A 12,598-nucleotide genomic window follows, 5' to 3' on the forward strand; every position below is an offset into this window, starting at 1 on the left:
TGCCCCCCGGACCCCCCGAGGATATTTCCGGACAGAAAATGAGGGGTCACCCTCGCAGGGAGAGCGATGATGGCATCAACGGTGATCAAGGGCGGGACGGTCGTGACGGCGGATCTGTCCTATGCGGCGGATGTGCGGATCGAGGGTGGGGTCATTACCGAGATCGGCGCGAATTTGCAGGGCGATACGGTGCTGGATGCGAGCGGTTGCTATGTGATGCCGGGGGGGATCGACCCGCATACGCATCTGGAAATGCCGTTCATGGGCACCTATTCGGCCGATGATTTCGAAAGCGGCACCCGGGCGGCGCTGGCGGGCGGGACGACCATGGTGGTCGATTTCGTGCTGCCGGGGCAGGGTCAGGGGCTGATGGACGCAGCCCAGATGTGGCACAACAAATCGGGCCGTGCGCATTGCGACTACAGCTATCACATGGCGGTGACCTGGTGGGGCGAGAAGGTCTGGGAGGATATGGAGGCGAGCGTCAAGGCGGGCATCACCAGCTTCAAGCACTTCATGGCCTACAAGGGCGCCTTGATGGTGAATGACGATGAGCTGTTTGCGAGCTTCCGGCGCGTGGGCGATCTGGGCGGCCTTGCCATGGTCCATGCCGAGAATGGCGATATTGTCGCCGAGCTGACGGCGAAGCTGCTGGCCGAGGGGAATACCGGCCCTGAGGCCCATGCCTATTCGCGCCCGCCCCAGGTCGAGGGCGAGGCCACGAACCGCGCGATCATGATTGCCGATATGGCGGGGGTGCCGCTTTACGTGGTGCATACGAGCTGCGAGGAGGCGCATGAGGCGATCCGGCGCGCGCGCCAGGCGGGCAAGCGGGTCTGGGGGGAGCCGCTGATCCAGCATCTGACGCTGGACGAGCGCGAGTATTTCCACCCTGACTGGGACCATGCGGCGCGGCGGGTCATGTCGCCCCCCTTCCGGAGCAAGGATCATCAGGCGAGCCTTTGGGCCGGGTTGCAGGCGGGCAGCCTGTCCTGTGTGGCGACGGACCACTGTGCCTTTACGACCGAACAGAAGCGGTTTGGCAAAGGGAATTTCGCCAAGATCCCGAATGGAACGGGGGGGCTTGAGGATCGGATGCCGATGCTCTGGACCCATGGGGTGAACACCGGGCGGTTGACGCCCAATGAATTCGTGGCCGTGACCAGCACGAATATCGCCAAGATCCTGAACATGTATCCCCGCAAAGGGGCGGTGCTGGTGGGGGCAGATGCCGATCTGGTGGTCTGGGACCCGGCGAAGGAGAAGGTGATTTCGGCGGCAAGCCAGCAGTCGAGCATCGACTACAACGTCTTTGAGGGGCAAAAGGTGACGGGCTTGCCGCGATTCACGCTGACGCGCGGGCGCGTGGCGGTGCAGGATGGCGAAATCCGCCCGCAGGAGGGTCACGGGCAGTTCGTGGGCCGTGCGGCGCGTCCGGCGGTGAACCGGGCGCTGACGGCCTGGAAGGATCTGACCGCGCCGCGGCCGGTTCAGCGGTCGGGTGTGCCGGCCACGGGGGTCTGAACGGGCGCCGGTTTCGGGGGCGGCGGCGTGAAGCTGAGGATCGGGACGGTGAAGGACACATCGTCCAGATCCTCGGGCGTCGGTGCGAAGGCGAGAGTGGTTTGCATGGTCTCCTCCCTGAAGGATGCCGTCTGGTGGGACGCAGTCTGGCAGGGCAAGGTGACAGGGACATGACGCGGGCCGGGTTGGCCCGCCAGAACAAGATGCGGGCGAAATGGCCCGCCAGCGGGGCGGAATGAAGGACACGGGAGCGATGGCGCAGCCGGTGATTGAGGCGAGGGACCTCAACCTGGTGTTTCAGACGGGGGATGGGCCGGTTCAGGCCCTCAAGGATGTCAATCTGACCATCGGTCAGGGCGATTTCGTAAGCTTCATTGGCCCCTCGGGCTGTGGCAAGACCACCTTCCTGCGCTGTATTGCGGCGCTGGAGCATCCGACCTCGGGGGTGCTGAAGGTGAATGGCATGTCGCCCGACGAGGCACGCCGTCGCCGGGCCTATGGCTATGTCTTTCAGGCGGCGGGGCTTTACCCCTGGCGGACCATTGCGGGCAATATCCGCCTGCCGCTGGAGATCATGGGGTTTTCGCGCGACGAACAGGAAGAGCGCGTGAAGAACGTGCTGCAACTGGTTGATCTGGATGGGTTTGGGAAGAAGTTCCCTTGGCAGCTTTCGGGCGGGATGCAGCAACGCGCGAGCATCGCCCGCGCGCTGGCCTTTGATGCCGACATCCTGCTCATGGATGAGCCCTTTGGTGCGCTGGACGAGATCGTGCGCGACCGTCTGAACGAAGAGCTGCTGAAGCTTTGGGCGCGGACGGGCAAGACCATCGGCTTTGTGACCCATTCCATCCCCGAGGCGGTCTATCTGTCCACCAAGATCGTGGTGATGTCGCCGCGGCCGGGGCGGATTTCGGATGTCATCGAAAGCCCCTTGCCGCGCGAACGGCCGCTGGAAATTCGCGACAGCAAAGAGTTCATCGAGATCGCCCATCGCGTGCGCGATGGCCTGCGGGCGGGGCATGGCGATGCAATGTGACCGGGCGGGCATGACGCAGCGGACGGGGGGGCTGTGATGCGGTCAATCCTTCCGGTTCTGACGGTGATCGCGGCGATCTGCGGGATCTGGTATCTGGCGGCGGTGCGGATGAATGCGACCTGGGTCTATGATCAGGCTGCCCGCGAGGGGCGCGAGGTCATGTTGGTCGATCTGGTAGCCGAGACGCTGACGCAGGAACGCCCGGTGCTGCCCGCGCCGCATCAGGTGGTCAAGGGGCTGTGGGATGGCGTGGCGGGGCAGAAGATCACTTCGAAGCGCAGCCTTGTCTATCATGGCTGGGTCACACTGTCGGCCACGCTTCTGGGCTTTGCCATGGGGTCGGTCGCGGGGATCCTGCTGGCGGTCGGCATCGTCTACAACCGGGCGATGGACCTGAGCGTGATGCCCTGGGCCATTGCCAGCCAGACGATCCCGATCCTTGCGATTGCGCCGATGATCATCGTGGTGCTGAATTCGCTGGGGGTGACGGGGATTTTGCCCAAGGCGATCATCTCGGCCTATCTGTCCTTCTTCCCGGTCGTGGTGGGGATGGTGAAGGGGCTTCGCAGCCCCGATGCGATGCAGCTTGATCTGTTGCGGACCTATAGCGCCACCGGCGCGCAGACCTTCGGCAAGCTGCGGCTGCCGTCGTCGATGCCTTATCTCTTTGCCTCGTTGAAGGTGGGGGTTGCGGCCTCGCTGGTCGGGACCATCGTGGGCGAGCTGCCGACGGGGGCCGTGGCGGGGCTTGGCTCGCGCCTGCTTTCGGGCAGCTATTACGGACAGACGGTGCAGATTTGGGCCGCGCTCTTTGCGGCGGCGGCGGTCGCGGCGGGTCTGGTCGGTCTGATCGGCTGGATCGAGCGGGCCACGCTCAAGCGGATGGGGATGGTGCGATGATCGGGCTTGCGGTGCAGGGCGCGCTGATCCTTGCGGGCTTCGTGCTGGATCTGCGGCTGGGGCTGGTGCTGATGCTGTGGTTTGGCGCCTGGACGCTGAACGCGGGGCTGGCCGAGACGCAATCGGGGCTGGCGCGGCGGATCGTGCCGGTGATCTTTGGCCTTGCGGTGCTGGCGCTGTGGGAGATGTCGGTCAAGATGTGGGCGATTTCGCCGGTCATCCTGCCCGCACCTTCGGCGATCTGGGCGCAGATCACCGGAAGCCTGCCGACGCTGGGGGCCGATTTCGTGCAGACCTTCGTGAAAGGCGCGCTGTCGGGCTATCTGCTGGGCTGCGGGGCGGCGGTGCTGACAGCGGTGCTGATCGACCGGTCGCCCTTTTTGCAGCGCGGGCTGCTGCCGGTGGGTAATTTCGTGGCGGCGCTGCCCATCGTCGGCATCGCGCCGATCATGGTGATGTGGTTCGGCTTCGACTGGCAGTCCAAGGCGGCGGTCGTGGTGGTCATGGTCTTTTTCCCGGTGCTGGTGAACATGGTGGCGGGGCTCAAGGCCACCGACAGCATGCAGCGCGACCTGATGGCTACCTATTCGGCAAGCTATTGGCAGACGTTGCGGAAGTTGCGCCTGCCGGCGGCGATGCCGTTTCTCTTCAATGGGTTGAAGATTGCGACCACCCTTGCGCTGATCGGAGCCATCGTTGCCGAATTTTTCGGCAGCCCCATCGTCGGCATGGGCTTTCGCATCACCGCCGAGATCGGAAGGCTGGGGCTTCCGATGATCTGGGCGGAAATCGCGGTTGCGGCGGTAGCAGGTTCGGCCTTCTATGGGCTGGTCGCACTGATCGAGAAGCGGGTCACCTTCTGGCACCCGTCCCAAAGGCACTAGCAAAACCGGGGCAAACCCGGACAACACGGAGGTCTGACAATGAAATACACGATTTCGGCGGCATTTGCCTTTGCCCTCGCCGCTTCGGCGGTTCAGGCCGAGGATGTGACGCTGCAACTGAAATGGGTGACGCAGGCGCAGTTCGCGGGCTATTTCGTCGCCAAGGACAAGGGGTTCTATGAGGAAGAGGGGCTGAATGTCACCATCCTTCCCGGCGGCCCCGATGTGGCGCCGACCCAGGTGATCGCGGGCGGTGGTGCCGATGTGGTGGTGGACTGGATGCCCTCGGCGCTGGCCGCGCGGGAAAAGGGCCTGCCGCTGGTCAATATCGCGCAGCCGTTCAAATCCTCGGGGATGATGCTGACCTGTCTGAAGGAATCGGGCGTGGAATCCCCCGAGGATTTCAAGGGCAAGACACTGGGCGTCTGGTTCGGCGGGAACGAATATCCCTTCCTGAACTGGATGAGCAAGCTGGGCCTCAAGACCGATGGCACCGATGTGACGGTGCTGAAGCAGGGCTTCAATGTCGATCCGCTGCTGCAAAAACAGGCGGCCTGCATTTCGACCATGACTTATAACGAATATTGGCAGGTGATCGACGCGGGCATTTCGCCCGATGATCTGATCACCTTCAAATATGAGGACGAGGGCGTCGCCACGCTGGAGGACGGTCTCTATGTCATGGAAGAGAACCTGAAGGACCCGGCCTTTGAAGAGAAGATGGTCAAGTTCGTCCGCGCCTCGATGAAGGGCTGGAAATATGCCGAGGCGAACCCGGATGAGGCGGCGATGATCGTGCTGGAGAACGATGAGACCGGCGCGCAGACCGAAACCCATCAGAAACGCATGATGGGCGAGATCGCCAAACTGACCGCAGGGTCGAACGGTGAACTGGACCAGACCGACTATATCCGCACCGTGGCGGCGCTGATGTCGGGCGGGTCGGACCCGGTCATCACCAAGGAACCGGAAGGGGCCTGGACCCATCAGATCACGGACAAGGCGCTGCAATAAGCACGGCTTGTTGGACTTTGGCGTGCGCGCGGGGGGCAACCCTCGCGCGTTTCGCGTTTTGCGGCTGGGGAGGGGGGCTCTGCCCCCCGCGCCTGCGGCGCCCCCCCGGGATATTTTTGCCAAGATGAAAGGGATTTTCGGTCTGTGTAAATTGCGGGTGCTGTTGTAAATTCCCTTCCGGGGGTGGCAGATGGCGCTGAACGAACTGACAGGAACGCGGGTGCGGGAACGCCGTCTGGCGCTGGGGCTGCGGCAGGCGGATGTGGCGCGGGCGGCGGGGATTTCGGCCTCTTACCTCAATCTCATTGAACATAACCGGCGGCGGATCACAGGCGAGGCGCTGGACCGGCTGGCACAGGCGCTGGGGGTGGAGACCGGGGCGCTGGAGGCGGGCGCGGCGGGGGTGCTTGCCGGGGCGCTGCGCGAGGCTGCGCGGGAGCCGGGCGGCGAGGGGGCCGAGCTGGACCGGCTGGAGGAGTTCATCGGGCGGTATCCGGGGTGGGCCGGCTTGACGGCGGGCCTGCAGCAGCGGGTGGGGCAACTGGAGCGCGCGGTAGCGGCGCTGAATGACCGGATCGCCCATGACCCGCATCTGGGTGCGGCGCTGCACGAGGTCTTGTCGGCGGTCAGTTCTGTACGCTCGACTGCCGGGATTCTGGCTGAGACCGAGGATATTGAGCCGGAATGGCGCGCGCGCTTTCACGCCAATCTTTATCAGGACAGTGAGCGGCTTGCCCGCGGGGCCGAGGCGCTGGTGGCCTATCTGGAGGGGGCCGAGCAGGATACCACCATCCGCACCGGTACGCCGGAGGAGGAGGTGGACCTGTGGATGGCGGCACGGGGCTGGGATCTGCAGGGGCTGGGGGGCGAGGCGTTGGCCGAGCTCGGATCCGAGGCCGCGCGCGAATTGGCGCAGGATCAGATCCGCTTGGCCGAGGCCGATGCGCGGGCGCTGCCCGAGGGTCCGTTCCGCTCGGCGCTGGCCGATCTGCAGGGCGATCCGGTGCAGGTGGCGGCGCGGTTCGGTGCGGGGGTCGTGGCGGTGATGCGGCGCATGGCGACGCTGCCTGAGGCGCCCGAAGGCGTGGTCGTCTGCGATGGCGCCGGGGCGCTGACCTTCCGCAAGCCCGCAGCCGGGTTTCGCCCGCCGCGCTTTGGGGCGGCCTGTGCGCTCTGGCCGCTGTTCACCGCCTTGGCGCGGCCCTTTCAGCCCATCGAGGCGGTGGTCGAACTGGCCGAGCGCACGGGAGAGTGGTTCCGCGTGCGCGCCTTTTGCGAGACGGGCCATCCGGGCGGGTTTTCCGGGGTCGAGGTGCGGCAGGCCGCGATGATCCTGACGCCCCTTCAGGCAGGCCGCGGCCCCGGCGCCGCGGGGCCTGTGCTGCGGATCGGACCCACCTGCCGCATTTGCCCGGAAGCGACCTGCCCGGCGCGACGCGAACGCTCCATCCTTGGTGGCACTTGACCGGGCCGGGCTGCGATCCGGTTTTGACACGGGGCGGATTTCCGCTGATAGTCAGCGCGGGGGCCGCCGCATGGCGGGCGAGACAGGACCGGGGGGACGCAGATTGGCGCGCCATGCCATGCTGATCGAGGATGAACCGCATATTGCCGAAGCCATCCGCTTTCTGCTGACGCGGGATGGTTGGCAGGTCACGGCGCTGGCTGATGGCGGGGCCGCCGAACGGGCCTTGCGGACGGCGCGGCCCGATCTTCTGATCCTGGACGTCATGTTGCCGGGACGGTCGGGATTGGAGATCCTGAGCGCGGTGCGCGCCGATCCGGATATGGCCGAGCTGCCGGTGATGATGCTGACCGCCAAGGGCCAGGGCCGCGACCGTGAGGCGGCCGAGCGGGCGGGGGCCGATCTCTTCATGGCCAAGCCGTTTTCAAATGCTGAATTCGTGGCGGCTGCGCGGTCGCTGGTCGAGACGTGAACCGCCGCGGCCCGGTCTTTCTGGCGCGGCGGTCCTATCGCATCCGCCGCCTGCGCGACGGGGCGCGGCTTTTGCCGCTGGCGGGGGTGTTCCTGTTCCTGTTGCCGATCCTTTGGGCGCCCGCCGAAACCGTCACGCGGGATACCGCGCGCGACGGGATCTACCTTTTCGTGGTCTGGGGGGTGCTGATCGCGGTGGCGGCGGTGCTGGCTCCGGGGCTTGGCACCGGGGAAGAGGCCGAGGCGCCTGCCAGCGCCGAGGATGAAGACGGAGCGGCCTGATGCCCTTCAACCTGCTGGTTCTGGCCTGCATCACCTATGTGGCCTTCCTGTTCCTGATCGCCTTTGCGGTGGAACGTCGGGCGCGTCGCGGGGCGGCGCGCTGGCTGCGGTCACCGCTGGTCTATACGCTCTCGCTTTCCGTCTATTGCACGGCTTGGACGTTTTACGGCGCGGTGGGCTATGCGGCGCGGTCGGGGTTGGAGTTTCTGACGATCTACCTTGGCCCCACGCTGGTCTTTGTTGGCTGGTGGTGGATCCTGCGCAAGCTGGTACGGATTGGCCGCCAACAGCGCGTCACCTCGATTGCCGACCTGATTTCAAGCCGTTACGGGAAATCGACCCTGCTGGGGGTGATCGTCACGCTGATCTGCGTCATTGCCGCCACGCCCTATATCGCATTGCAGCTGCAATCGGTGACGCTCAGCTTCGGGGTTTTTGCGGCGGCGGGCAGTTATGGCTGGGCGCTGCCCGACAGTGATGCGACCGCGCTTTGGGTGGCGGTGGGGCTGGCCTTCTTCACCATCCTGTTCGGGACGCGCAATCTGGATGCCAATGAACAGCATACCGGGGTGGTGATCGCCATTGCCGTCGAGGCGGTGGTGAAGCTGGTCGCGCTGGTTGCGGTGGGCATTTTCGTCGTCTGGTTCATGGCCTCGGGTCCGTCCGATATCATCATGCGGATCGGCTATTCCGATATTGCGGATTGGGATCTTGTCCCGTCCCGCTGGGCGGGGCTGATCGGGCTTTCGGCGGCGGCGGTGATGACGCTGCCGCGCATGTTCCAGGTGCTGGTCGTCGAAACCAGCGATGAGGCCCATCTGGCCACCGCAAGCTGGGCCTTCCCGCTTTACCTTGCAGCGATGAGCATCTTTGTCGTCCCCATCGCCGTGGTGGGGCTGCAGATGCTGCCTGCCGAGGCGAACCCCGATCTCTTCGTGCTGACCCTGCCGCTCAGCCAGGGGCAGGGGGGGCTGGCGATGCTGGCCTTTCTGGGCGGGTTTTCCTCGGCCACCTCGATGGTGGTGGTGGCCTCGATCGCGCTGGCGACCATGGTGTCGAACCATATCGTCATGCCGCTCTGGCTCAGCCTGCGCCCCACGCGCGAGGTGACGGGCGATGTGCGCCGTCTGGTGCTGGTGGCACGGCGGGTGGCCATCGCGGGGGTGCTGGGGCTTGGCTATTTCTACTATTCGCATTCCGAAGGGGCGACTTCGCTTGCCGCCATCGGGCTGATTTCCTTCGTCGGCGTGGCGCAGATGCTGCCGGCGATGCTGGGGGGCATGTTCTGGCGCGGGGCCACGCGGGTGGGGGCGGCGCTGGGGTTGACAATCGGGCTGGTGGTCTGGGCCTATACGCTGTTCCTGCCGAGCTTCGGCCCGGTCGCCATGATCCCGCAGGCGGTGTTCGACCACGGGCCTTTCGGTCTGGCCTGGCTGCGCCCGCGCGCGCTCTTTGGGGCCGAGGGGCTGGACCCGCTGATCCATGCGCTGTTCTGGAGCCTCACGCTCAATACCAGCGCCTTCTGTCTTGGTTCGCTTTTCAGTTTCCCTTCGCCGGTGGAGCGCGTGCAGGGGCTTGCCTTCGTGAATGTCTTTGATACCGAACGGGCGGAACCCCGTGTCTGGGATGATCAGGGCGCGGCTGATCCTGAAGAGCTGCTGAAGCTGGCACAGCGGATTCTGGGTGATGAACCGGCGCTTCTGTTCTTTGAGGATGCCGCCCGCCAGCAGGGCAAGGCAGGTTATCTGCCCGATCCCACACCGGCCTTTCTGGATGCGCTGGAACGCAAGCTTGCAGGCGCCGTGGGCGCCGCCGCTGCCCATGCGGTGATTGCCGAGGTTGCAGGCCGCGCGCGCGTCACGGTGGCCGACCTGATCCGGCTGGCCGATGAAACCGCGCAGATCATGGAATATTCCAGCCGGTTGGAAAGCCAGCGGTCCGAGCTGGAACGCACTGCCCGCCAGCTGCGCGAAGCCAATGAAAAGCTGACACAATTGTCGATACAGAAGGATGCCTTCCTCAGCCAGATCAGCCATGAGCTTCGCACGCCCATGACCTCGATCCGCGCCTTTTCGGAAATCCTGATGGAGGGGGATGTACCCCCCGCGCTGGCCGCCGCGCAGGCCCGCATCATCAACGAAGAGGCGATCCGCCTGACCCGGCTGCTCGATGATCTACTGGATCTGAGCGTGCTGGAAAACGGTACCGTGCAGCTTGACCTCAGGATCGTGAGCCTGACCGAGATGGTGGACCGCGCCCTGCGGGCCGCGCGGCAGACCCGGCCCGAACGCTCCTTCGATATCCTGCGCGATCTGCCCGCCGAGGCGCTGTTTCTTCGCACAGATCCGGATCGTCTGACGCAGGTTTTCATCAATCTGATCGCCAATGCGCGCAAATATTGCGACAGCCGCGACCCGGCGCTGCGGATCAATGTCAAACAGCGCGGCGCGCGGGTGATTGTCGATTTCATCGACAACGGATCGGGCATCCCCAAGGACAAGCAGCAGATCATCTTTGAGAAATTCGCGCGCCTGACCGATCAGACCCGCGCGGGCGGCGCAGGCCTTGGGCTGGCCATCTGCCGCGAGATCATGGCAAACCTCGGCGGTACGATCACATATCTGCCCGCGCAAGGCGGCGCGGCCTTCCGCGTGACGCTGCCCTTGCGGCTGGAAAAATCGCCCAGGGCGGATGCGGCCTAACGAAGTTTAAACCTTTCCGCGGCCAGACTGCCCCAAACGGCAGACAGGAGCGGACGTTGGATCAAGGTGTGATACGGCGGAAACTGGCGGCTGCACCGGCCGCAGCCGCGGCCCCGACCTTGGGCGGGGGGATTGAAAAGGCTTGGCCGCTGGCCCTGGCCCGTGCGGCGCGCGACAGGCTGGATCTGGCATTGACCTGTCAGGGGTTGCAGGTGCGGCGCCTGTCGCTGGCCGAATTGCTTGACCTACCCGCCGACCGCGCGCTGATCGCCTTGCTGGAAGGGCCGCGGGCCGCGACGGGGCTGATGATCCTCGGCCCCGATCTGCTGTCGGGGTTGATTGAGGCGCAGACGCTGGGCCGTGTTCTGCAGACCCCCGCCGCCCCGCGCAAACCCACGCGCACCGATGCCGCGATGGTGGCCGATTGGGTCGATGCGGTCATGGCCGCGGTGGAAGATGCGCTGATCACCGAGGATGACCTGATCTGGACCGATGCCTTCCGCTATGTCAGCTATCTGGATGAACCGCGACCTCTGGCCCTGATGCTGGAAGATCTGCCGTGGAAGGTGGTCACCTGCGAAGTGACGCTGGCCGGGGCCAAGACGGGGCCGCTGCTCCTTGCGCTGCCGGCCGAAGGGCAGGGCCGTCGGCCCGACCGGGCGCCACCCGCGCCCGCGCCGGATGCGCCTGATCCGGCTCTCTTTGCCGCGGCGCTGGCGGAACAGGTGCTGGGGGCCGAAGCGGTCTTGCAGGGGGTTTTGTGCCGCGTCACGGTGCCGCTTTCGGCACTGCTGGCCCTGCGGGCGGGGGATGTGATGCCGTTGCCGCATGCCACGCTCGACCGGATCGAGTTGTCGGGGATTGATGGTCAGGCGCAGGTTGTCGGGCGCCTCGGGCAGCAAAGGGGGCTGCGGGCCGTCCGCGTCACGCAGATTGAGGGCGAGGCCCGCATGGCGCCCGCCTCTCTGGTCGAACCGCAGCCCGAAGCTGCGCCGCCGCTGCGTCTTGCGGCGGCGGGCTAGATGTTCGGCTCAGGCCTGTTCTTCCAGCGCGGGGCGCAGCCATTCAAGGCTATAGCCAAAGCGTGCCGCCGTGCCGATCAACTCATCCGCGCTGTGCTGGCCCGCATGCGCCAGTGCCCAGACCACCGAAGACCGATTGCCGCTGGCGCAATAGGCAAAGACCGGACCGGCGCTTTGGGCAATCGCCTCGCGCTGCAGGGTCACGTTGCCTTCGGTAATGGCCCCGCCGATCACCGGATTGGCGACGAAGGTCAGCCCCAGCGCCTCGGCCGCGGCACGCATGGTTTCTGTATGCAGGTGGCCGGGGATTTCGGCATCCGGGCGGTTGTCGATGACCGTGACATAGCCTGCTGCCTTGATCGCGGGCAGATCCTCGGGGTTGATCTGCGGAGAGACGGCATAGCTCGGGGTCAGGGCGCGGATGTCCATACAAGTCACCTTCAGGCGGGCAGCCGGTCAATCCGGCGGCGAATGGCAGGTGCGGCCACCATACCCGCGCCCATGGCCAGAAGGAAGAGGGCGCCGCCCCATCCCCCGAAGCTGAGCGAGGCGAGCGCCGGGCCCGGGCAAAGCCCCGCAAGCCCCCAACCCGCGCCAAACAGCACGGATCCGATGATCAGGTTGTGGTCCAGCCGCGGTTCTGCCCGCGCGGGGATCGGCGTGCCCAAGCGGGACACGCCGCGCCGTGCGGCGACGCGCCAGGCCAGCGCCATCGGCAGGATGGCCCCGCCCATCACGAAGGCCAGCGTCGGGTCCCAGTTGCCAAAGACATCCAGCCAACCCTGCACCTTGGTGGTGTCCACCATGCCCGACACAAGCAACCCCGCCCCGAACAGCCCGCCCGACAGCGCGGCAAAAAGGTTCCGCAGCATCAGATCACCCCCAGCACATGACGAAACAGCGCCACCGTCAGCCCGCCCGCCAGAATGTAGAACACGGTCGAGACGATGCCGCGGGGCGCCAGACGCGAAATCCCGCAGACCCCATGCCCCGAGGTGCAGCCATTGGCGAGCCGCGTGCCGATCCCGGTCAGCAGCCCCCCGGCCACGATCACCGCCCAGTTCTGCGTCAGATGCGTATCGACCACCGTGTAAAGCGGCACGATCAGCACGGGAACAAGGATCAGCGCGGCCAGAAAGCTCAGCCGTTCGGCCCAAAGGCCGCGCTCGGTTCCGTCCAGAAGGCCACCAAGGATGCCCGAGGCCCCCATGATGCGTCCGTTGACCAGCAGATACAACGCTGCGGCGCCCCCGATCATCAGGCCACCGATAAAGCCATGCACCCAGTCTTGCTCGATC

General features: G+C 65.8%; 14 protein-coding genes. 10 read left to right on the top strand and 4 right to left on the bottom strand.

The features are described from left to right. The first annotated feature begins 66 nt into the window (after nt 1-66). Nucleotides 67-1,524 (top strand): dihydropyrimidinase, encoded by a 1,458-nt coding sequence (hydA, locus tag IE101_RS00275; RefSeq protein WP_189631813.1) that lies wholly within the window; start codon nt 67-69, stop codon nt 1,522-1,524. On the opposite strand, the gene IE101_RS00280 is transcribed toward hydA, so the two are convergent. After that, on the bottom strand, nt 1,491-1,631 hold the full coding sequence (locus tag IE101_RS00280) for a hypothetical protein (RefSeq protein ID WP_189631814.1): 141 nt from the start codon (nt 1,629-1,631) through the stop codon (nt 1,491-1,493). The genes hydA and IE101_RS00280 overlap by 34 nt on opposite strands. A 128-nt stretch (nt 1,632-1,759) precedes the next feature. On the opposite strand from IE101_RS00280, the gene IE101_RS00285 reads away from it, so the two are divergent. The 9 genes from IE101_RS00285 to IE101_RS00325 all read left to right on the top strand — a co-directional run bounded on the left by IE101_RS00285 (nt 1,760) and on the right by IE101_RS00325 (nt 11,300). Next, entirely contained in the window at nt 1,760-2,560 is an 801-nt protein-coding gene (locus IE101_RS00285) for an ABC transporter ATP-binding protein (protein WP_189631815.1), read from the top strand. Nucleotides 2,561-2,596: 36 nt separating this feature from the next. Further along, nucleotides 2,597-3,460: an ABC transporter permease gene (locus IE101_RS00290; protein ID WP_189631816.1), complete on the top strand. Its 864-nt coding sequence runs from the start codon at nt 2,597-2,599 to the stop codon at nt 3,458-3,460. A 71-nt stretch (nt 3,461-3,531) separates the two neighbouring features. Then, a complete protein-coding gene (locus IE101_RS00295) occupies nt 3,532-4,344 on the top strand; it encodes an ABC transporter permease (RefSeq protein ID WP_189632689.1) in 813 nt (270 codons plus the stop codon). A 39-nt stretch (nt 4,345-4,383) separates the two neighbouring features. Then, nucleotides 4,384-5,358 carry an ABC transporter substrate-binding protein gene (locus IE101_RS00300; protein ID WP_189631817.1) on the top strand — a complete coding sequence of 325 codons (975 nt, stop codon included), beginning with the start codon at nt 4,384-4,386 and terminating at the stop codon, nt 5,356-5,358. A gap of 190 nt (nt 5,359-5,548) precedes the next feature. Beyond that, the gene (locus IE101_RS00305; RefSeq protein ID WP_189631818.1) at nt 5,549-6,823 is read left to right on the top strand and encodes a helix-turn-helix transcriptional regulator; all 1,275 of its coding nucleotides are present in this window, start codon (nt 5,549-5,551) and stop codon (nt 6,821-6,823) included. Between the two features lie 103 nt (nt 6,824-6,926). Further along, complete coding sequence (locus IE101_RS00310; protein ID WP_189632690.1) at nt 6,927-7,295, top strand: response regulator transcription factor; 369 nt, start codon at nt 6,927-6,929, stop codon at nt 7,293-7,295. After that, a complete protein-coding gene (locus tag IE101_RS00315; RefSeq protein WP_189631819.1) occupies nt 7,292-7,576 on the top strand; it encodes a hypothetical protein in 285 nt (94 codons plus the stop codon). Before IE101_RS00310 ends, IE101_RS00315 begins: the two co-directional genes overlap by 4 nt. Beyond that, complete coding sequence (locus tag IE101_RS00320; protein ID WP_189631820.1) at nt 7,576-10,278, top strand: ATP-binding protein; 2,703 nt, start codon at nt 7,576-7,578, stop codon at nt 10,276-10,278. Before IE101_RS00315 ends, IE101_RS00320 begins: the two co-directional genes overlap by 1 nt. Nucleotides 10,279-10,346: 68 nt before the next feature. Next, nucleotides 10,347-11,300, top strand: a complete 954-nt coding sequence (locus IE101_RS00325) for a FliM/FliN family flagellar motor switch protein (RefSeq protein ID WP_189631821.1) — start codon at nt 10,347-10,349, stop codon at nt 11,298-11,300. A 9-nt stretch (nt 11,301-11,309) separates the two neighbouring features. Here the strand turns inward: IE101_RS00325 and IE101_RS00330 are convergent, their stop codons facing one another. Genes IE101_RS00330 through IE101_RS00340 form a run of 3 tightly spaced genes read right to left on the bottom strand, consistent with a single transcriptional unit; the run spans nt 11,310 to nt 12,597 of the window. After that, nucleotides 11,310-11,729 carry a protein tyrosine phosphatase family protein gene (locus IE101_RS00330; RefSeq protein ID WP_189631822.1) on the bottom strand — a complete coding sequence of 140 codons (420 nt, stop codon included), beginning with the start codon at nt 11,727-11,729 and terminating at the stop codon, nt 11,310-11,312. An 11-nt stretch (nt 11,730-11,740) separates the two neighbouring features. Further along, on the bottom strand, nt 11,741-12,172 hold the full coding sequence (locus IE101_RS00335; protein ID WP_189631823.1) for a DUF6691 family protein: 432 nt from the start codon (nt 12,170-12,172) through the stop codon (nt 11,741-11,743). Further along, nucleotides 12,172-12,597: a YeeE/YedE family protein gene (locus IE101_RS00340; RefSeq protein WP_189632691.1), complete on the bottom strand. Its 426-nt coding sequence runs from the start codon at nt 12,595-12,597 to the stop codon at nt 12,172-12,174. The genes IE101_RS00335 and IE101_RS00340 overlap by 1 nt, the downstream gene beginning before the upstream one ends. Between the last annotated feature and the right edge of the window lies 1 nt (nt 12,598).

The sequence above is a fragment of the Gemmobacter lanyuensis genome (assembly GCF_014652355.1).
Lineage (GTDB): Bacteria > Pseudomonadota > Alphaproteobacteria > Rhodobacterales > Rhodobacteraceae > Gemmobacter > Gemmobacter lanyuensis.